Genomic DNA, 20,913 nt, shown 5'->3' with positions numbered 1-20,913 from the left:
TACTGAAGGGAGGGACGTGCAAGGCCACTTGATGACCGCGGACGGCCCTTTTTTCTTCATACTAGATTGGAGTAGGCGTTTATGAAAATCTTTGATTCTCACACTCATCTGAATAGTCCTGAATTCATTAACGACGTGCCAAAATTCCTGAAGCAGGCCGCCGATTTGGACGTTGTTAAACTAGTGAATGATGGGTCCAACACTGAGATGAATCAGCAGGCAATCGAACTTGCCCATCAGTATCCACAGATGTATGCGGCTGTGGGGTGGCATCCTGAAGATTCCAAGTTCTATGATCAGGACGCGGAAAAGGTGTTGGAAAAACAATTAACTGATGATCGGGTCGTGGCATTAGGTGAAATCGGCCTCGACTACCACTGGGACAGCAGCCCTAAGGATGTGCAGCAACGGGTCTTTAAGCGCCAAATTGAAATTGCTAAAGCGTATGGCAAGCCAATTGTGGTGCATAACCGGGACGCATTTGAAGATACCTACCGGATTATTAAGTCCGTCGGCATTCAGGATATTGGTGGTGAAATGCATAGCTTTAACGGTGACCCAGAATGGCTCAAAAAATTTTTGGACCTCGGCATGACCATTTCGTACAGTGGTGTCGCAAGTTTTAAAAACGCCCATGAGGTGCATGACGCTGTTCGCGCGACCCCGCTTGACCGGATGATGGTTGAAACGGATGCCCCGTATTTGACGCCCGAACCGCACCGTGGCGAACAAAACCAGCCCGGGTTTACACGCTACACGGTGGAAGCCATTGCTAAGGAACGAGAGACGACGCCCGAGGCGATTGCGGCCGCAACATGGACGAATGCCCACCGCTTTTTTGGGATTAAGGAGAGCTAGTGAAAAAAATAGAGGAAGTCATTGTCGTTGAAGGCAAGGACGATCCAAAGCCATTGCCCGCGCGGTGAACGCGGACACGATAGAAACGCGCGGATCAGCAGTTCCGGAAGATATTTTGGACCTGATCGAGACCATTTCACAACAGCGCGGCATCATCATTTTTACTGACCCTGATTTTTCAGGTGAAAAAATTCGTAAGATCGTGTCGGAGGTCGTCCCGAACGCGAAACACGCGTTTTTGCCCAGAAGTGAAGGTGTTCCAGAGAAGGCGGGTGGTTCGCTGGGCGTTGAACATGCGTCACCGGAAGCAATTCGGGAGGCGCTGGCGAATGTTTATACTGAAACGGACGCCGCACCGCAAACCATTACGCGGGCGGACCTCGTTAAAGCCAGATTGATTGGCGTTCCCGAGTCTAAGGCCCGGCGTGAAGCGCTTGGTGAGGCACTGCGAATTGGCTATGTAAACGGGAAACAACTCCTAAAACGACTTCAGATGTTCCAAATTTCCGACACGGTATTTTGGCAAGCCGTTGCGCAACTTGATCAGGGGGAAAACTAGTATGAAAACACCACTTATTGCCAGTCCGGCACGGACACAGGCCATCATTAACCGTTACCGACTGCCCATTAAAAAGAGTCTGGGTCAAAACTTTTTGACGGATATCAACATTCTTGAGCACATTGTTCAGGCTGCTGACCTCACTGAGAAAGACAACGTGATTGAAATTGGTCCAGGCATTGGCGCGTTAACAGAATTTTTAGCCCAGAGTGCCCACCAAGTCATGGCGTTTGAAATTGATGACCAACTGATTCCAGTCTTAGATGATACGTTAGCGCTCTACGATAACGTGACGATCGTGAATGAAGATATTTTAAAGGCGAACCTGCCGCAACTGATCAAGGATAATTTTGATGCCGATCGGCCGTTAAAATTAGTGGCCAACCTGCCATATTACATTACGACACCGATTTTGCTGTCTGTGCTGCAGTCTAGCATGCATTTTGATAACATCACCGTCATGATGCAAAAGGAGGTCGCTGACCGGTTAGTTGCCGTGCCAGGGACTAAGGCATACGGCTCGCTGTCGATTGCGGTGCAGTATCGGTCGACACCCGAAGTCGCCTTTACGGTGCCGCGAACAGCGTTTATTCCACAACCTAACGTTGATTCCGCCATCATTACGATGACGGACAGAGCGGCCTTTGATCCGGCGCCGTTTGACGAATCCGTGTTCTTTAAGTTCGTGAAGGGGTGCTTCATGCACCGTCGAAAGAGTTTTTGGAACAATTTGTTGGCCATTTTCGGGAAGGACGCCGACGTTAAAGCCCAACTCACGGATGTGTTAGAAAAAGTGCACGTGTCACCTCAAATTCGATCGGAAAAATTAACCATCGAGACCTTCATTTTATTGACTAACACCTTACACGACGAGGGGTTACTATAAGTCAGCAAAAAAACTTGTTGAAAATAAATGATTGTGGTATAATATTGACTTTTTTGTGAAACGGGCGTAAAATGTTTCACGAGGGGTGAGATCATGCCAACAAGTTTAGCAGACATTAAGGACCGACTCGATCATCGTATCGGGGAGGAACTTATGGTTATTTCCCAGGCGGGCCGTAAGAAGACAACGGAACGTCATGGCATTTTGAAGGAAACCTATCCAGCAGTCTTTGTCGTTGATCTGGATCAGGACGAAAACTCCTTCGAACGTGTTTCGTACAGCTACACGGATATTCTGACTAAGAACATCCAAGTCGATTTCGACGAGGCTGCCAACGAATAAGGCAAATAAAAAGGTGATTCTACCAGATGGTGGATCACCTTTTTATTTTGCCTTATTTTTGGATTGAGCTGGCAGGTCGCTTCGTTGCGCCGTTCTGCCCTGCAGGCTGTGGTGTCATGAAACTGTTAATCAATCGTTAGCAGTGACTAGCACATTTTGAGAAGCATTGCTGTCAGTGATCTTACCCGCAGTCAAGGGCGGATTCTCTATGAACTTGGTTTAACGCCATTGTGATGTTTAACCAATGGTAAAAATTAAGCTCAATGTTAGTGGAATGGAGCAATTTGGCACGGAGTCGTGGTGTCGACATCAGTTAGCGACCGTACTGTGGTCGGTTACTGATGTGCGAGACGATGGAGATCCATTCAGATGGCGCACAGCGACAGCTGAATTAGCTTCATCGCGAGCCACTACGCGGAGTGCCAAATTGCGGAATGCAACGGACTATCACTTGGAAAAGACAAAAATAGACATCTACTTACATAATTAACGCCGTCCATTCCTAAATTATCGCTGAAGTTACCGCAAGTTTTGTCATTTGATACCTGTTTCGAGTATAATATCAGTAATTACTTTGAAGGTGTCCCGGAATGAGACATGACAATAAGGGGCGACCTTTTCGAGAATTTAGGTGAGAGCACTCATGAAAATAGTGGAGAAAGCAGCGGCTAAGGTCAACCTTGGGCTGGACACCACGTACCGTCACGATGATGGCATGCCAGAATGGAATATGGTGATGACGTCGATCGACCTGGCGGACTACGTGGAGGTTCGCGATACCGGCAGTCAGAACGTGAAAGTCACGTCTGACTCTGGGTTTCTACCAAGTGACCAGCGTAACCTGGCTTATCAGGCAGCGACGTTGTTGCAACGGACGTGTCACGTTAAGCGTGGCGCGGCAATCAGAATCAAGAAGAACATCCCCGTTGCGGCGGGGCTTGGGGGCGGTTCATCCGATGCAGCTGCGGTGCTGCGGGCACTGAACCAGCTGTGGCATCTGGACTTGTCCTTGAAAGAACTGGCGACGATTGGCTTAAAAGTCGATTCAGATGTGCCATACTGTGTGTACAGTAGAACGGCACACGTTACCGGTGTTGGTGAAGAAATCCGAGTGTTAGAGCCAACCCTCGACCCAATGTGGTTGGTGTTGGCAAAGCCAAACGTCAGCGTTTCGACCCCCAGTATCCTGCGACAGATCGAGTACGAGTCCCTCGAACATCCAAATATTTCGGGGGTGCTCGAGGCAATTGACGCAGGTAGTTATGACCAACTGGTGGCGACTGTGGGCAACGCTCTTGAACCGATTTCGGCTGGGCGTTACCCGGAGATCAGACAAATTAAATCCCGTATGAAGGCCTATGGGGCGCCGTGTGCGCTCATGAGTGGGACTGGGCCGACAGTGTTTTCAATTTTTAACAAACAATCACGAGCAAACCGCGTATTTAATAGTATTCGGGGCTTTTGTTCCGAAGCATATCTGGTCCGCTCACTATAAGGAAGTGCAAGATGACAGCAAAATGGGTAAAAATAACGGCAGCAGCGGTTGCCGGTAGTGCAGTCAGCATGATTGGTGCCAGTTGGTTAGCGTACGAACAAGCCACGCACGTGACGAACCGGCAAAAGGAAAAGTGTAAAGAATTAGCCATTTCAGAAAACACGCCAGACGATAACGTATGGTACGTGAAACAACCACTGGTTGAGTGGCGACTGAACTCGGCCGATGGGCTTCTGTTGCGGGCCAGTTTTATTCCCGCAAAGTCGGATCACCGGAAAGTGGTTATTCTGGCGCACGGAATCAACCACGCTCGTGAGCAAATGATTCCTTACGCGCGCTGGTTCCACGAGCATGATTACCACGTCTTGATGCCGGACGCTCGGGCGCAGGGTGAGTCGGGCGGTCACACAATTGGTTTCGGCTGGGCTGACCGTCTTGATTATCAAGCCTGGGTCAACCAGGTCATCACAACCCTTGGCGACGACGTTGAGATCGTTTTGATGGGTATCAGTATGGGTGCTGCGACCGTTATGGCGGCTACCGGCGAAGGATTGCCGGATAACGTCAAGGCCGTTGTGGCAGACTCTGGATTTCAGTCGGTCTATAAAATGGCAAAGCACATTGTTCGCACACAGTATCACTTGCCGACGTTCCCGCTGGTTCAAATTGCGGATCGTATTTCGCAGCTTAAGACTGGGACCCGCTGGGTTGAAGAAAACATTGGTGAGCAGCTGCAGAAGTCCGATATCCCAGTGCTGTTGATTCACGGTGAACAAGATGAAGTCGTGCCGGTCAAGGATGTGGACGTGTTATATCGCGCCTTACAAGGACCAAAGCAACGGTATGTCGACCCAACAGCAAATCACGTGCAAGCTTACAGCAATGACTCAGAACGGTATTGGCAGACGGTGAGCGATTTCTTAGAGGAACATGTTAAAGCCTAAAGAAAGCGTTACATTCAGTAATCCTTGCGAAAAACAATTGACAATTGACAGGATTGCTTTAAAATAAAATAGTAATCATTACGATTAAACAATTAAATAGCATTTCGGTGCTATTTTTGATTAAAGGGGGCTATCGGCAAATGGCTGATACCATTCTGAAACTCAACGACTTATCGTTTTCATTTCCTGATAAGCCAGTGTTCTCACACTTGAACTATGACCTGACAGCCGGCATCTTCTTGAGTATTGTCGGTGAAAACGGGGTGGGGAAGACCACCCTGATGCGAATGGTCCTACAAGAACTGAAACCATCAAGCGGATCGGTCGACTTTTTACCGAGTCGCCAGGCTGTCAATGTGGGGTATGTCCCGCAGTTTCGTAATATTGATATGGAGTATCCGCTGTCCATTGAAGACTTTGTGAGTTTGAATCAAGCCGGGTTTAAACTGCCATGGCGCTCTCGTGAGGAAAAACGGCGGGTTCGCCAAATTCTTGATGAAACGGGATTAGCGGGGGTGTGCAAGCGCCCGCTCGGGGAGGCCTCTGGTGGCGAAAAACAAAAGGCCTACCTGGCACAAGCACTCCTGGATGAACCGAACCTTTTGATCCTCGATGAATCGACTGCGAGTTTGGATCCAATCGCTAAAAACGAGCTGCTGACACTTGTTAAGCAGATCAACCAGGACCAGAATTTGACGGTGATCTTTATCACCCATGATATTCCGCTGGCACGCCAATATGCGGATAGCTATTTATTCTTGAAGCCTGACCATTATGAGTCAGGACTAATTGCTGATTTGACGGATGAAAAAGTGGGGAGAATGAACAATGTTTAGTTACCCGTTTATGCAAAACGCATACATGGCTGGGACGCTGATTGCCATTATTTCAGGCATCATGGGCGTGTTTGTCATCGCACGAAACATGTCCTTTCTGACCCATATACTATCGGAAATTGGGTTTGCCGGTGCGGCCTTTGGTATCTTCATGGGCTGGCAGGCACTGAACGGCATGTTGCTGTTTACGACCATTAGCTCGATTGGCGTTGGTGAGTTAGGGGCGAAGTCGTCCCGGCGAGAAAATTCGATTACGGCAATCTCGGCGTTGGCGATTGGTCTGGGCATCCTGTTCTTATCGCTTGCCAATAGCAATGCCAGTTACGCGACAGGCATTCTATTTGGGAGTGTCATTGGCATCAGCCGGCAAAATGTGATTCAGATGTCACTGCTTTCTGCTGGTGTGCTGATCTGCTTACTCGTTATCTATCGTTTTTTGAAATTTGACTCATTTGACCCAATTGGTGCCAGGGTGGAAGGCCTTTGGACAAGAACCCTGTCTGTGATTTTCTTGGTGCTGCTGGCCTTTTCCGTTAGCGTTGCGACTCAAATCGTCGGTTCACTGCTGATTTTTATCTTACTGACGCTGCCAGCTGCAACTGCAAAGTACTTCGTGCACTCGGTCGGGGCCATGGCAGGCCTGGCTGTGTGCTTCGCACTGTTAGGCGTTTGGCTGGGCCTGTACCTAAGCTACGTGACCAACTGGCCAGTCAGTTTCTTTATCAGCGTGATCGAAGTTATCTGCTACTTTAGTGCCCTGATGTATAATCGGGTTCGAAGCTAATGAATTGAACAATTAGATAGGGACTGAACGCTTGATTGCGCTTGGTCCCTTTTTTGATTAAAAAAGCGCGAATACTAGACCGGCATACAACTCAGTTTTATGACGTTGCATTTCCGAGGAAGATTTTGGGAATAATTTTTCAACTCAGTCTTAGCAAGGCGATGAAACGCTATTGGCGATTAAAAATCATGCCGCTTAAGATCAAACGTGAGAAGCATCACTCTTAGGGAGCGAGATGCAGTCGAGGGCGGATTTCTCCGCAAACTGGTGTTGACTGCATCTTGATGCTTAGCTGAAGATGACAAGAAGCTCAAGGTAAGTGGAATGCAGTAATTTGGCACGGGGCTGTGGTGTCGACATCAGTTAGCGACCGTATTGTGGTCGGTTACTGATGTGCGAGACGATGGAGATCCATTCGAGAGCTGCGCAGCAGAAATCGAATTAGCTTCATCGCGAGCCACTACAGCCCCGTGCCAAATTGCGGAATGTAACGGACTACTCTCCCAATGTAAAGGGTAGTAGTGACACAGAGATGGCACCAAAAGCCGGATTTTGAAAATAATCCAGTGATAAAATCATGAGATTAGCGGATTAGTAGCGTAAAACACGAACGTTTATGCTAAAATGGGTAAGAGTTTAAATCCAACGTATTGCATTATGGGAGGAAACAAAGTGAAAGTTAGAAGAAGCGACCGGCTAATTGATATGACCCGGTACCTATTGGAGCGGCCACATCAATTAGTTTCGTTGACCTTTTTTTCGGAACGCTATGAGTCAGCTAAGTCTTCAATCAGTGAAGATTTAACCATTTTAAAACGGACATTCCGCACGCGGGGCACGGGTCTGTTAGAAACCGTTCCTGGTGCAGCGGGTGGGGCACGGTTTATTCCGTACATCACCAAGAATGAAGCTAGCCAGTTCGTCGATGATATGATTACTGCCTTGTCGGAGGAATCACGGTTCCTGCCAGGCGGGTACGTCTACATGTCTGATCTGCTGGGCCGGCCTAACGTTTTAAGACAGGTCGGTCGCATCGTTGCTACCCAGTACCTCCACGAAACGGTGGACGCTGTGATGACCGTTGCCACAAAGGGGATTCCAATTGCTCAGGGCGTTGCTGAATCCTTGAACGTGCCATTTGTCATTGTGCGCCACGATTCTCAAATTACTGAGGGGTCGACCGTGAGCGTGAACTACGTTTCCGGGTCGAGCCAACGAATCGAAAAGATGGCCTTATCAACGCGAAGTCTAAAGCCGGGGTCACGGGTGTTGATAGTGGACGACTTTATGAAGGGCGGCGGCACTATCGGCGGGATGCAATCCCTTGTTAAGGAATTTAATTCCACGGTTGTTGGCGTTGCTGTCTTCGCTGAGGGCGCCTTTGAAGGCACCTCAAAAGTACCGGACTACACCTCATTATTGAAAATTGATGCGACGACTGACCATGTTGAAGTCACCCCTGGGAACTTTGCGGATCAGATCTACACACCAGATCGCATGAGTGAATTAAAAAAATAAGGAGACTTGATTGGTAAAATGAGCACGAGAAATACGATTATTTTAGCTGCTGGTAAGGGTACCCGGATGAAGTCCAAACTGTACAAGGTCCTCCACAAAGTTTGTGGCCGGTCCATGGTGGATCACGTGTTGACCCAGGTTGAAAAAACCAACATGAACCGAATTGTGACCGTTGTCGGTTATGGTGCCGAAAAAGTCGAAGAAACGTTGCATGACCGCACTGAGTACGTGTTACAAAAAGAACAGCTCGGTACCGGCCATGCCGTTTTACAGACGGAACCGTTGCTGAAGGACCAGGATGGCACCACACTCGTTGTGAGTGGCGATACCCCGCTTTTTCAAGCCCAAACTTTTGAGAACCTCTTTAAATATCACGAAGCTAAGAAGGCCATGGCTACCGTTCTAACCTCCAAGGCACCAGACCCAACCGGTTATGGTCGGATCGTACGGAATGATGTCGGCATTGTTGAAAAGATTGTCGAACAAAAGGACGCCAGTGAAAAAGAACAAGAAATCGATGAAATTAACACAGGTGTCTATGTGTTTGATAACAAGGCCCTGTTTGCTGCGCTGCATGAAATCAAAAATGATAACGCCCAGGGAGAATATTACCTGACCGATGTAATCGAAATTTTGAAGAACCAGGGTGACATTGTGGCCGCTTACCGGATGAACTCCTTTGAAGAATCAATGGGGGTCAACGACCGGGTGGCCTTGTCAAAGGCAACCAAGGTCATGCAGCGCCGGATCAACGAAACCCACATGCGCAATGGCGTGACCCTGATCAATCCTGAAGACACCTACATTGACGTCGACGTTAAGATCGGTTCTGACACCATCGTTGAACCCGGCGTGTTGCTGAAGGGCAAGACGGTGATCGGCGACGACTGTCTCATTGGCGCCCATTCAGAAATTCACGATTCAACCATTCATAACAATGTCACCGTCACGTCTTCCTACATTGAGGATTCTGAAATGGACGAGGGCAGCAACATTGGCCCCATGAGTCATTTACGACCAGAGTCTAAAATTGGGCAAAAAGTGCACCTTGGTAACTTTGTGGAAGTTAAGAAAGCCACCATTGAAGAGGGCACCAAGGTCGGTCATTTGACGTACGTCGGGAACGCCCACCTCGGCAAACGGATCAACGTTGGCTGCGGGGTTGTTTTCGTGAACTACGACGGTGCTCATAAACATGACACAACTGTTGGCGACGACGCCTTTATTGGCAGTAACTCAAATCTAGTCGCACCGTTGACCGTTGCTGACCATTCATTCATCGCAGCTGGTTCCACCATTACAGACGAAGTCGGTCAGTATGACATGGCCATCGCCCGTGCCCGTCAGACCAACAAAACTGGGTATTTTAAAAAGTTACCTTATGATCCAGAAAACGAATAAGGAATAAAAACTTGCCATGACGATTGTAAATAGCATAGAATAAAGTTAGAAATAAGCCATTTGGAGGATCCCATGTCAGAAAAATATAATGACCCAAAGTTGAAAATCTTTGCGTTAAATTCCAATAAGCCGCTCGCCCAACGCATTGCCGATGAGGTTGGCGTGGACTTAGGAAAAACATCAGTTGACCGGTTTAGCGATGGTGAAATTCGGATTAACATTGAGGAAAGTATTCGTGGTTGTCATGTGTACGTCATTCAATCAACGTCAGCACCCGTGAATGATAATTTGATGGAACTGCTGATCATGGTCGATGCCTTACGTCGGGCCAGTGCGGAAACCATTAACGTGGTGATTCCATATTACGGCTATGCGCGTCAAGACCGTAAGGCACGTTCTCGCGAACCAATTACTGCAAAATTGGTCGCTAACATGTTGGAAACAGCTGGTATCACGCGAGTCGTTGCATTAGATTTGCATGCGGCTCAGATTCAAGGATTTTTCGACGTCCCTGTGGACCATTTGATGGGTGCGCCTTTACTGGCGGACTACTTCATCAACCACGGGTTAGACGAAGACGCTGTTGTGGTTTCCCCTGACCACGGTGGTGTGACACGGGCAAGAGCCTTGGCAGAATTCTTAAAGGCGCCAATTGCGATTATCGATAAGCGGCGTCCGCGGGCTAATGTGGCTGAAATCATGAACATCATTGGTGATGTGAAGGGTAAGCGGTGCATTATGATCGATGACATGATCGATACGGCCGGCACCATTACCTTGGGTGCCCAGGCATTGATCGATGCCGGTGCCAAGGAAGTCTATGCAAGCTGTACCCACCCAGTATTATCGGGACCAGCTATCGAACGAATCGCCAACTCACCAATTAAGCAGTTGGTGGTGACGGATTCGATCCAGTTACCAGAAGAAAAACAGATCGACAAGTTAAAGCAGATCTCAGTGGGTCCCCTGATTGGCGATGCCATCAAGCGAATCTATGAGAATAAGCCAGTAAGCCCATTGTTCCATAATCGGTTTCATGGGGCGGAATAGCGTGTAGAGTGTGTAGGAAGGGCGTTTAGGGTGCGGAGCATAAGTTACTTTCGGCATAAAATCCCGGTCTTGGATTTTGTGCCGGAAGTGACTTATGCAGTAGCACCCTGCCACTTCCGAAACACGTTTCGGCTAGATAAAAGAGAACCAGAAAATAAAGAAAAGCGGGATGCGCAAGCATCTCGCTTTTTAAGTTCTTGACCTGGAGTGTGTAGGAAGGTAAGCAGTAGATAACTGACCGTATTGAATACTGCGATTTCATCACAAATATAAAAAAAAGCCTGGTATGTCTCGTTCTTTGAGACATACCAGGCTTCTTACTATGATGCGTTCTTGTCTTCGTTCTTATCAGGAATTAGTACTCCAGCTTGCGCTCTTTTGACTGCCTCAAGATCGGATTCTTTGAAATTCCATGGTAAATAAGCTGCTAACTGTTCCTTTTTTGGGAAAGTTGGTAGTTGCGCAACTCCGAGTAGAATATATTCGATATATTTCGTCGGATCAATGTGATTGGCCTTGGCACTCTCGACAATTGTCATCCAAATTGCTGTTGATCTAGCACCTTCTGGGCTAGTACTGAACAGCCAGTTCTTTCGACCAATCACTAAACTCTTCATCGTTCGTTCAGCGGTGTTGTTGCTCCAGTCCATGGTTCCATCGTTCACGATTCGGCTCAGATACATGCGTTGATCAGCCGCGTAAGTCACGGCTTTACCTAGTCGGGACTTAGCTAGCCCGTCATAGTGATCGACCCACTGCCAGAACTGTTTTAAAAGCGGTCTTATTTTACTACGCCGACGTCGCTGGCGTACTCGTGGAGAAAAGTGTTGCCAGGTCTTTTCGAGTCGAAACATGCTGTTGATCAATCGCAAGGGTGTTTCAACGTACTGTTTATCGGCATCAAACGCATCTTTGAACTTTCGCCGGACGTGCGCCCAACAGCCGACGCGCTTGATTGCCTGATCACCAAGCAGATTATAGCCCGCATATCCGTCGCATTGTAACACGCCTTGATACGTGCTATAGAGTTGTTTCTGCGCGAATGAACCAGCTCTGGTCTGGCTATAAGCATAGTACACAATCCGATTGGTTAGCTTCAAAGGGATGGTCGCGACCCACATGTAAGATCTTGACTTTGCTGCCCGACCAGGCTCGTTAATAACTTGGATTGGTGTTTCATCACCTTGAAGGTGATGACGGGCAATTAATTCTCGGTGGATCAGACCATACAATGGTTCTATCAGTTGGCTAGTTTTGATGATCCAATTAGCTAAGGTCCCCTCTGAAACATTAAAGCCGCCCTGTTTAAGGGCTCTTTGTTGTCGATACAAGGGCAGATCTAACAGAAACTTGTCACTGATCACATGCGCTGCCAGCGATGCTGACAATGGACTATGGGCTAATAAACCATGCGGCGCCTGGCTCTGAAACATATAAGTAAGGCCAGTTTGTCTTTCACATTCACTGCAGGTGCCAGTTTCTATGTAGATTCTTTTAACGTACAGGCGTCCCGGTTCGTAACAGACTTCTTGGCGGACAAATTTTTTGCCGACGATGAGCCAGTCAGAGTGTCCGTGAGGACACTGACTGGCATCGAATGGAATTAAAACGTCCTGAACCGGCAGGTCAGGACTGATTGTTTGTTTGCGTGTCTTCTTTTTCGACCTGATCTTGGTTATTACTTGGTAGGTCTCTTCGCTTTGGTTCCCAGTTTGCTCTGGTTCGGTAAAAACACCACTTTGTCCGAATAATGACAATTGATCAGAATTAATTCTTTCAGAGCTTTGGCCATAGATCTTTTTGGTTAAAAATGCCACCTGTTCTTCCAGAAGTAGAATCGTCTGTTTTAGTTCGTGCACTTCTTGTTTTAGCTCAGTGTTCTGTCGAATTAGTTCGGCTTCAATATTTTTTACGTGCTTAGCCATCGCATTCACTCCTTTCCGTATATAAGAGTTGTTGAAATGAGTTTACCACTCGCTAAACGGGTTTAAAAGCTATTTTTTGTGACCCGGTGGGGTCACTTGATGAATGGTCGACTCCAGCGACCACCCGCTCAGGAGACGAAGTAACTGTTTGGGATTTAGCTTACGAATTGCAGCTTGATCAACTGGCCATTGGAGTCGACCATTCTCAATTCGTTTGTATAATAACAGGAATCCGTCACCATCCCAGTACAGTGCTTTGAATCGGTCTTTACGACTCCCGCAGAACAAATATAACGCGCTGTTATATGGGTCCAAATCAAATTGATCTTGAACCACCCCAGCTAGACCATCAATTCCTTTTCTTAAATCTGTTTTTCCGCAGACCAGAAAGATCTGATGAAGCTTATTTTGGTCGATTATCATCGCTAAACACCGCCTTTAGGAATGCATCTAAAATATAACCATTAATGTGATTGTAGATAATGACAGATTTGTTGGTGCCGACTTTGATGTGCATTGCTTTCGTCGTAACCGTTGGTTGCGACTGTGGCGTTTGACCCATGCGAATTTGAACAATATCAGGTTTTTCAGTCATAAAAAATTACCTCACCAATTTTATTTGATGAGGTAATCGTAAATCATTTTAGAGTTGATTTGAATACGGTCGGTTATCTACTGCTTACGTAGGAAGGGCGTTTAGGGTGCGGAGCATAGCCAACTCTGTTCCGAAAATCCCGGTTTTGGATTTTTGGAACAGAGTTGGCTATGCTCCGCACCCTGCCACTTCCGGAACACGTTTCGGCTAGATAAAAGAGAACCAGAAAATAAAGAAAAGCGAGATGCGCAAGCATCTCGCTTTTTAAGTTCTTGACCTACTCCCCAGCCGCAAGGCTTAATCCAACATCCACAACCTTGTCCCCACAACAATCCCTGTGCTATACTCAATTCATTGCATATCAAGTACAAACAGAACGGATGAACAATAATTGGTAAAACTCAAACAAAATAAATGGTCCTTAACCACACTAGCCATTATCGTCCTCATTGGCCTCATTGCGATGCCATTCACGTCACTGATCAAGGTAGCAAATTTCTGGTTCATGATAGGGCTCGTTTTCCTAATTGGGGCAGCCTTTTTCATTATTGAAAAAGGGCACCTATTTGCGGGATGGCGACGCCGGCACCGTAAGAATGAAGATCCGCTGCCCGAAGAAAAAATTTCAGTTCGTAACGTTGCGTCCGTTAAAAATGGACCGATCGTTGTGAACAAGTATGCGCGATTTTGTCTGATTGTGAGTCTGACGTTGATTGTGTTGGGGATCGTTGTGACGTTGTGAAAAAAGACCTCTTGGTATCACCCTGTGTGGGGTGGTAGTAAGAGGTCTTTTTGTTTTTTTTTGAACTGGCTTTCTTGGCAACGTAGCGGAAACGAGTTCCGCAAACCAAAGACTTGCACAGAAGCGGACTATTTTACAAAATCCAAACCGGATTTTATAAAATAGTCCGCTTCTGCTCCAGTCTTTAACCGGTTTGTTCCACTCTCTATCTACAATGCGAACTTCTCAATCGCAAACGCCACGCCATCTTCATCATTCGCTTTCGTCACATACTGAGCCGTTGCCTTCAATTCGTCGATGGCGTTGCCCATTGCCACACCTGTGCCGGCGTAGGTCACCATAGTCAGGTCATTTCCTTGGTCGCCAATCGCCATGACCTCGTTTTGTGCAATACCGAGGCTCTCAGCGAGTTCCTTGATGGCGTTGCCCTTACTTGCCTTCTTGTTCATGGCTTCAAAGAAGTAGGGTTCGCTTTGAACGACGTAGAATCTTTCCTTGTATTCTTCAGGGAAGTTTGCCACGAACTTGGACAGAATTTCAGGGTCATCCACGAACATGCCCTTCGCAATCGTCAGGTCGTCTGTGATTTCCTCTGGTGTCCGGTACCGAATCGGCATCCGCACCAGAAAACTTTCAGCAATGGTGTAGCCGCTGATGTCGCGGTTTGCCGTGTAAATAAAGTTTTTAGTTTCCATGTGAAAATGGACGTGCATTTTACGGGCAAGACTTTCAAGGTCGATGTAGTCTTCTGTGCTGATATTGTGGTTCACAATAACGTTGCCGGAAACGGATTGCGCAAGACTACCGTTAAAGGTCACCACGTATTGATTGTCGCCCGCAATGTTCAGCGGTTCAAGATACTGGTGAACACCAGTCAGTGGTCGGCCGGTACAGAGCACAACCTTGATGCCCTTTGCCTTGGCTTTTTCGATGGTGTCGATGGTGGCCTGATGTAATGCCTTTTGTGAGTCGACCAGGGTACCGTCAATGTCGATTGCAATCAGTTTAATAGTCATGAAGTTCTCCTTTTGATTAAATCAGGGTGTCGTTGTGAATGTGTTGTTGAAAGGCTTGATAAATCGGATCGAATAAATCGGTATCCGCCGCGTTATTTTGTAACATTTCACGGGGGAAGAAGAAGCGTTGGTCACCGGAGAACTTCCCGGTAATGGCGTTAACCAGCGCACTGACTGAAGACAACTCGATCAGGTCACCATCTTCTTCCATCAGTTCGATCTGCGTCAACGGTTTCTTCATTTTCGGATCGTAAGCATCGTACGGCAGGTCATAGCTATTGTTGGTTGCCGTGTAATATTTTGCGTTGAAGCCGGCTTTTTCGATGAGGTCACGCAGCCCCGGTAATTCGTGTTCTGTTTCCGACGTGTAGATCACCGATTTGAGTGGCTTGCGATCTAGGAATCGGTGCGACAGATCGCTTAAAATTGGGTCACCTGATTGGCGCCAATGCGCAAAATAGGTCGTTAGCGTCCCGTCATCCAGTAACAAGTAGTCGTCGAGGTCAAATTCGTGTTTAAAAAACGGAAACAGCAGGTAGGGTGCGCCCATTTCGTTGGCGTTATCCGCGTTGCTGTAGTATTCTCTGGCCCGTAAAAGTAGGTGACTTAAAATGACTTCCATGGAACGGGATGTTGGGTGAAAGTAGATCTGCTGATACATTTGAAAACGACTCATGATGTAGTCTTCCACGGCGTGCATGCCGCTGATCTGAAAGGCAATGCCATCACGATAGGGCCGCATGACCCGCAAGATACGGGTTAGGTCAAAGGTACCGTATTTCGTGCCGGTGTGGTAAGCATCCCGCAGCAGGTAGTCCATCCGGTCGGCATCGATCTGACTGGAAATCATTTGAACGACTTGCGGGTTAGGGTAGGTCTTTTGAATGACGGATGCGACCTGTTCAGGAAATTCGGGACTGACAGCCCGTAACACCTGGTTGACTTCCGTTTCCGGTGAGGTCAAGATCTCGGCTGTGATTACCTCGTGATCGGTGTTGAAGATGTGTTCAAACGTGTGGCTGTAAGGCCCGTGACCAATGTCGTGCAGCAGGGCGGCGCACAGTGCGACGAGGCGCTCTTTGTCGTCGTCCCAAAGACCATCACCTGCCGTTTTAGTGGGATAATTGCGTTTGAAATTGTCACAAATGCGCCGAGTGATCTCGTAGACCCCAAGAGAATGGGTAAAACGGGTGTGTTCTGCACCGTGAAAGACAAGTGAAGCCGTCCCAAGTTGTTTGATGCGGCGTAACCGTTGAAATTCTTTTGTATTGATCAGGTCTAAAATGACCTGGTGCTGGATGTAAATATAGTTATGAACTGGATCCCGAAAAACTTTTTCTCGGGGTAAGCGTTCGTCTCGATAGGCCAAGTGAAGGCCTCCTTTGTGTAGTTAGATTCCAGCCTGACGTTTACTGATCCGAGCTAATTCCTTAGTGTACTGGGTTTGAAATGCGGGGGTGGCCAGTCGTTCTGGCAGGGATGTTGTGTCGATTTTAAATTGATCTTCCTGTAACGCGTTAACCATGCCGCTCTTTACCTCGGCGACTGTCAGTGGCTGGTGCATGGCATCGGCAACGTTGATCATGGATGACGGGTCGACATCGGGAAAATCCCAGTCATTGGCTTGGCCAGCCAGTCCCGTTTCGTAAAAATCACGCACCATTCGCCCACGGAATTGCTGGTCGCCGGTCACACTGATGTAGGCCATGACCACTAAGGCGTTGGCAGTGCGTCGTTGTGAAATACCAGCAATTTTTTTGCCGTCCACGCTCAGGTCGTAGTCACCAGGACAGTACGATCGGGTGATTTCATAGCTTTCAATGGTTAGCGTCGGAAAGGTAAGGTGCACCAGTGATTTCATCAGTTCATAGCCGGCGTCGACGCTATAGTGGGTCACCGTTTGCGGCACAAACAATGACACGTTAAGAATCCCACCATCACTAACTACGGCAAGTCCACCTGAATTTCGCAAAAAATGATCGTAACCATTTTCAGTCACAGTTGCGAGTCCGGCGGGCAGATCGTATAAGTGACGATCCTTTAATCCAAGGATGAGGGTCGGCGGCAGCGTCCAGAAATGAATCAGCGGTGTATTGACCTCAGCCGTAACGTTTAATAACGTATTGGTCAGGCCAAACGACGCCAATTTCTGATCGGTAGTCAGGGGTGTATCTAATAGTTGAATCGTTGAAAAGGGTAATTGTGTCTTCATGTTGGTTACCTCGTCTCGATAAATACCAAACTACTCCTATTATAGCGGAATCGGAGAAATACGTCACTAGTGGACTGGACCAAAGTAGAGTGTGAAGCAAGGCGGGTTAGGGGCGGTGTGTAACGGAGGCTGGCAGAAAAGCCTGGGTCTGACTTTTTTGCCAGCCTCCGTTACACGTTAGCCCCGTGCCCTGCTGAACACGTTTAGTCTATGTAACAAGGGAGCGCCGTAGCGGCACCATTTAGTTGCCAAAACCAGAAAAGTCCGGGCCTGACTTTTAGACCAGCCTCCGTTACACATTAGCCCCGTGCCTTGCTGAACACGTTTAGTCTATGTAAGAAGGGCGCACAGTGGCCAGCACCAGTCAGTTGCCAAAAAAACCAAAAGTCCGGGTCTAACTTTTTTGACCAGAGTTGCTTACACAGGAGCCCTCTGCCTTACTGAACACGTTTCGGCACGGTGGGAAAGCAAGCCAGTAGCAAGAAGCACTCGGTTGGAAAAAGAGAAAAGTCCGGGCCTGACTTTTTTAACCAAAGTTGCTTACACAGGATTTTTCTCTCGCCTTGCTTCATACGCTATCCGTGCCAAAACCCCAAATTAACGTTATAATAAAGTAATGTTGTGAATGAAGGGAAGGGTTAGTATGGATGATCTGTCAACCAGTATTCCAGTTGGCATTCACTTAGAGACCCACACGGTTCAAAACGGTGAGTCTTCTGACTATGTGATTGACGTTGCAGGACAAATCGTGCAGATCGGTGACACGATTTATTTGCGCTACGCGGAGCCTCAGGAAAGTGGTGAGGGTGCGGATGTGCCAGTCACGATCAAGTTTATGGGTGACGGTGATGTGTCGTTGACACGCCGGGGCGAAAATCGTGTTCGGTTGCATTTTAGTGCCGGCAAACGCGTTTCTGCCCAGTACCGCACACCGTATGGCATCATTCCAATCGAAACGGTCACCCCTCAGTTGAAGGTCGGGTTCACGCAACGCCCCTTTGGTGGCAACGCGGCAATCGACTATCAACTGTATGCTGGCCAGGAATTATTAGGAAATTACGAGATTCGATTGCAATTTACAGTTTAATCGCGTATAGTTGTTCGTAGACTGTGGAAGGGACGTGCGCCAGTTTGGAATTAAAAGTCTTAGAAGGCCAAAACAAAAGCGAATTATCGATGATAGAAGTCGCTCACGCGATTCTCGCACAACGCGGGGATGTTATGCCGTTTGCTGATTTAGCTAACGAGGTTCAACAATACCTCGGCGAAACTGATAAAGAAATTCGGGAACGACTTTCTCAATTTTACACTGACTTAAACATTGATGGTAGTTTCATTTCGTTAGGTGATAACCTCTGGGGTTTACGGACCTGGTATCCATTCGAATCGATCGATGAAGCAACGATCGGTGCTGAGGATGACGAGGATCACCCGAAGGCAAAGAAACGTCGGAAGGTTAACGCCTTCTTGGCAGATACTTCAGACGATGATGACGTGATCGATTACGACGACGATGATCCTGAAGATCAGGATGATGTTGACGTTGATGATGAAGATCTCGACTCTGAATACGATGATGATGAAGACGAAAGCGAAGACGACGAGGACACCAAGGAACTTGGGAAGTACAAGTCTGATTTAGCTGATATCGATGATGGTAGCGACGACGGTGATGATGCCGACGACAGCATGCCTGATGGTATCGAAGGTCAATTATCTGAATTTGACGAAGACGACGATGACTTCGACGAAGACGATGACGAAGAAGAAAAAAAGTAATTCGAACTTATGCCTTGACGAATATCTGGGAAACAGGTAATATATCGCTTGGGCGCTTCACAAGGAATTGTGAAGCCATTGTTCGGAATAATAGAAGCTCCCTATTCAACCAACGACGAATAGGGAGTTTTTTCGTTATTGAATACACCCAGTACCCCAAATTAATCTTACGAGGAGTTATACAATGACCAAATATATTTTTGTAACCGGCGGCGTGGTTTCTTCACTTGGTAAGGGAATCGTAGCAGCTTCACTTGGACGTTTGCTAAAGAACCGTGGGTTAAACGTGACAATCCAAAAATTCGATCCGTATATCAACGTTGACCCCGGCACCATGTCTCCATACCAACACGGGGAAGTCTTCGTTACCAACGATGGGACCGAAACGGATTTGGATCTCGGCCATTATGAACGGTTTATTGACAATGATTTGAACAAATATTCTAATGTCACGACCGGTAAGATTTATTCGGAAGTATTGGAAAAAGAACGCCACGGGGACTACCTTGGCGCGACTGTCCAAGTGATTCCTCACATCACAGGAATGATCAAGGAAAAGATCATGCGGGCCGGCAAGACCTTAAACGCTGATTTTGTGATCACTGAAATTGGTGGGACCGTTGGGGATATTGAATCACAACCGTTTTTGGAAGCCATTCGTCAAATGAAGGCGGAGGTTGGCGACGAGAACGTTGTCTACATTCACACCACGCTGGTACCATACCTGCATGCCGCTGGTGAAATGAAGACAAAGCCAACGCAACACTCTGTTCGTGAGCTGCGTGGCTTGGGTATTCAACCAAACATTCTGGTGGTTCGGACTGAAGCGCCAATTACGGATGCGATGCGTAAGAAAATCGCACTGTTCTGTGACGTGAAACCTGAAGCCGTTGTTGAATCGCGTGACGTGGACACGATTTATGAAATTCCTCTGCGGTTAAAGGCTCAGGGCATGGATTCATTGGTGCTTGACCACCTGCACGTGACAGCACCAGAAGCTGATATGACTGAATGGTCACAATTGGTCACAAAGGTTAATAGTCTGAAGAAGACGATCAACATTTCTTTGGTCGGCAAGTACGTCAGTCTTCAAGATGCTTACATCTCAGTTGCTGAAGCATTGAAGCATGCCGGTTACCCAGTGGATGCTGATATTAACCTCAGTATGATCGATTCTGAAAAGGTCAACGATGACAACGTTGCTGAAATTTTGAAGGATGCTGATGGTATTCTAGTTCCTGGCGGCTTTGGCGATCGTGGTATCGAAGGAATGATCACCGCCATTAAATACGCCCGTGAAAACGATGTTCCATTCTTGGGCATCTGCCTGGGGATGCAAATGGCCAGTGTTGAATTTGCCCGCGATGTTCTTGGGTACAAGGACGCCAACTCAACGGAAATGAATCCTAACACGACCCACAACATTATTGATCTGATGGCTGACCAAGCCGATATTTCTGATATGGGTGGGACACAGCGTCTAGGCGCATATCCTTGCAAGTTGAAGGCGGGCAGCGTTGCAGCTGCAGCTTACAACAACCAGGACATGATTCAAGAACGTCACCGTCACCGTTACGAATTCAACAACGCTTACCGTGAAGAAATGGAAGCTAAGGGCCTGGTATTTGCTGGGACTTCACCTGACAACCACTTGGTAGAAGTTATTGAAATTCCTAACAAGAAATTCTTCGTCGCAGCGCAATATCACCCAGAATTCCTGTCACGGCCAAACCGCCCAGAAGGTCTCTTCAAAGCCTTCGTTGCAGCGGCCAATGACGTTCATGATGCCAAATAATTAAATGGTATATCTAAGAGCTGAGGACAATTCTCCTTAGCTCTTTTTCTATGGTTGGAAATGACTGATTTCTAGCATTGAACTCAATTAAACTGTCGCTTCGTTCCGTCGGTCGGCTCTGCAGTTTGTAGTGGGGTCGTGAGGAAGCTAACTTTTGGCGGTGCCAAAAGTGGATC

The 20,913-nt window shown here is 47.6% G+C and carries 20 protein-coding genes and 1 pseudogene; 15 read left to right on the top strand and 6 right to left on the bottom strand.

The annotated features are described in order from the left end of the window. Positions 1-81 precede the first annotated feature (81 nt). The 11 genes and pseudogenes from AYR61_RS00680 (at position 82) to AYR61_RS00630 (ending at position 10,673) form a co-directional block, all read left to right on the top strand. A complete protein-coding gene (locus AYR61_RS00680; RefSeq protein WP_054711638.1) occupies positions 82-858 on the top strand; it encodes a TatD family hydrolase in 777 nt (258 codons plus the stop codon). Then, positions 858-1,417 (top strand): annotated as a pseudogene (gene rnmV, locus AYR61_RS00675) (ribonuclease M5). The gene AYR61_RS00680 and the pseudogene rnmV overlap by 1 nt, the downstream one beginning before the upstream one ends. A 1-nt stretch (position 1,418) precedes the next feature. Next, complete coding sequence (gene rsmA, locus AYR61_RS00670; RefSeq protein ID WP_056987489.1) at positions 1,419-2,303, top strand: 16S rRNA (adenine(1518)-N(6)/adenine(1519)-N(6))-dimethyltransferase RsmA; 885 nt, start codon at positions 1,419-1,421, stop codon at positions 2,301-2,303. Between the two features lie 93 nt (positions 2,304-2,396). Further along, positions 2,397-2,645, top strand: a complete 249-nt coding sequence (locus tag AYR61_RS00665; protein WP_054711634.1) for a Veg family protein — start codon at positions 2,397-2,399, stop codon at positions 2,643-2,645. 643 nt (positions 2,646-3,288) lie between these two features. Beyond that, positions 3,289-4,140 carry a 4-(cytidine 5'-diphospho)-2-C-methyl-D-erythritol kinase gene (gene ispE, locus AYR61_RS00660; protein ID WP_056987490.1) on the top strand — a complete coding sequence of 284 codons (852 nt, stop codon included), beginning with the start codon at positions 3,289-3,291 and terminating at the stop codon, positions 4,138-4,140. Between the two features lie 11 nt (positions 4,141-4,151). Then, entirely contained in the window at positions 4,152-5,084 is a 933-nt protein-coding gene (locus tag AYR61_RS00655) for an alpha/beta hydrolase (protein ID WP_065900918.1), read from the top strand. Between the two features lie 140 nt (positions 5,085-5,224). After that, on the top strand, positions 5,225-5,920 hold the full coding sequence (locus AYR61_RS00650) for a metal ABC transporter ATP-binding protein (protein ID WP_065900915.1): 696 nt from the start codon (positions 5,225-5,227) through the stop codon (positions 5,918-5,920). Further along, positions 5,913-6,704 (top strand): metal ABC transporter permease, encoded by a 792-nt coding sequence (locus AYR61_RS00645; protein WP_065900913.1) that lies wholly within the window; start codon positions 5,913-5,915, stop codon positions 6,702-6,704. The genes AYR61_RS00650 and AYR61_RS00645 overlap by 8 nt, the downstream gene beginning before the upstream one ends. Positions 6,705-7,376: 672 nt before the next feature. Next, positions 7,377-8,222 carry a pur operon repressor gene (gene purR / locus AYR61_RS00640; protein ID WP_054711624.1) on the top strand — a complete coding sequence of 282 codons (846 nt, stop codon included), beginning with the start codon at positions 7,377-7,379 and terminating at the stop codon, positions 8,220-8,222. Positions 8,223-8,240: 18 nt separating this feature from the next. Further along, a complete protein-coding gene (gene glmU / locus AYR61_RS00635) occupies positions 8,241-9,623 on the top strand; it encodes a bifunctional UDP-N-acetylglucosamine diphosphorylase/glucosamine-1-phosphate N-acetyltransferase GlmU (RefSeq protein WP_065900910.1) in 1,383 nt (460 codons plus the stop codon). A 72-nt stretch (positions 9,624-9,695) separates the two neighbouring features. Continuing rightward, positions 9,696-10,673: a ribose-phosphate diphosphokinase gene (locus tag AYR61_RS00630; RefSeq protein ID WP_065900908.1), complete on the top strand. Its 978-nt coding sequence runs from the start codon at positions 9,696-9,698 to the stop codon at positions 10,671-10,673. 320 nt (positions 10,674-10,993) lie between these two features. On the opposite strand, the gene tnpC is transcribed toward AYR61_RS00630, so the two are convergent. The 3 genes from tnpC to AYR61_RS00615 all read right to left on the bottom strand — a co-directional run bounded on the left by tnpC (position 10,994) and on the right by AYR61_RS00615 (position 13,193). After that, positions 10,994-12,598 carry an IS66 family transposase gene (gene tnpC, locus AYR61_RS00625; RefSeq protein WP_225356493.1) on the bottom strand — a complete coding sequence of 535 codons (1,605 nt, stop codon included), beginning with the start codon at positions 12,596-12,598 and terminating at the stop codon, positions 10,994-10,996. Positions 12,599-12,667: 69 nt separating this feature from the next. Beyond that, on the bottom strand, positions 12,668-13,021 hold the full coding sequence (tnpB, locus tag AYR61_RS00620; protein WP_054712984.1) for an IS66 family insertion sequence element accessory protein TnpB: 354 nt from the start codon (positions 13,019-13,021) through the stop codon (positions 12,668-12,670). Beyond that, positions 13,002-13,193 carry a hypothetical protein gene (locus AYR61_RS00615; protein ID WP_054712986.1) on the bottom strand — a complete coding sequence of 64 codons (192 nt, stop codon included), beginning with the start codon at positions 13,191-13,193 and terminating at the stop codon, positions 13,002-13,004. Before AYR61_RS00615 ends, tnpB begins: the two co-directional genes overlap by 20 nt. A 391-nt stretch (positions 13,194-13,584) precedes the next feature. Between AYR61_RS00615 and AYR61_RS00610 the strand changes: the two genes are divergently transcribed. Beyond that, complete coding sequence (locus AYR61_RS00610; RefSeq protein ID WP_054711153.1) at positions 13,585-13,935, top strand: DUF3899 domain-containing protein; 351 nt, start codon at positions 13,585-13,587, stop codon at positions 13,933-13,935. A gap of 209 nt (positions 13,936-14,144) precedes the next feature. On the opposite strand, the gene yidA is transcribed toward AYR61_RS00610, so the two are convergent. Genes yidA through AYR61_RS00595 form a run of 3 tightly spaced genes read right to left on the bottom strand, consistent with a single transcriptional unit; the run spans position 14,145 to position 17,163 of the window. Continuing rightward, positions 14,145-14,951 carry a sugar-phosphatase gene (gene yidA, locus AYR61_RS00605; protein ID WP_065900901.1) on the bottom strand — a complete coding sequence of 269 codons (807 nt, stop codon included), beginning with the start codon at positions 14,949-14,951 and terminating at the stop codon, positions 14,145-14,147. Between the two features lie 16 nt (positions 14,952-14,967). Further along, positions 14,968-16,320, bottom strand: coding sequence for an HD domain-containing protein (locus AYR61_RS00600; RefSeq protein ID WP_065900897.1), 1,353 nt, complete (start codon positions 16,318-16,320; stop codon positions 14,968-14,970). Between the two features lie 21 nt (positions 16,321-16,341). Then, the gene (locus tag AYR61_RS00595; protein ID WP_054711159.1) at positions 16,342-17,163 is read right to left on the bottom strand and encodes a lipoate--protein ligase family protein; all 822 of its coding nucleotides are present in this window, start codon (positions 17,161-17,163) and stop codon (positions 16,342-16,344) included. Between the two features lie 643 nt (positions 17,164-17,806). Here AYR61_RS00595 and AYR61_RS00590 point away from each other — a divergent pair. From AYR61_RS00590 to AYR61_RS00580, 3 genes are all read left to right on the top strand, one after another. Continuing rightward, a complete protein-coding gene (locus AYR61_RS00590; RefSeq protein WP_054711162.1) occupies positions 17,807-18,250 on the top strand; it encodes a DUF1934 domain-containing protein in 444 nt (147 codons plus the stop codon). Between the two features lie 44 nt (positions 18,251-18,294). Next, the gene (gene rpoE, locus AYR61_RS00585; protein WP_065900896.1) at positions 18,295-18,942 is read left to right on the top strand and encodes a DNA-directed RNA polymerase subunit delta; all 648 of its coding nucleotides are present in this window, start codon (positions 18,295-18,297) and stop codon (positions 18,940-18,942) included. A gap of 184 nt (positions 18,943-19,126) precedes the next feature. Beyond that, on the top strand, positions 19,127-20,737 hold the full coding sequence (locus AYR61_RS00580; protein WP_054711166.1) for a CTP synthase: 1,611 nt from the start codon (positions 19,127-19,129) through the stop codon (positions 20,735-20,737). Positions 20,738-20,913: the final 176 nt, after the last annotated feature.

It is taken from the genome of Secundilactobacillus paracollinoides (assembly GCF_001702155.1).
Lineage (GTDB): Bacteria > Bacillota > Bacilli > Lactobacillales > Lactobacillaceae > Secundilactobacillus > Secundilactobacillus paracollinoides.
Note: the sequence above shows the minus strand (reverse complement) of the source record. Positions and strands in the feature narration are given on the sequence as shown.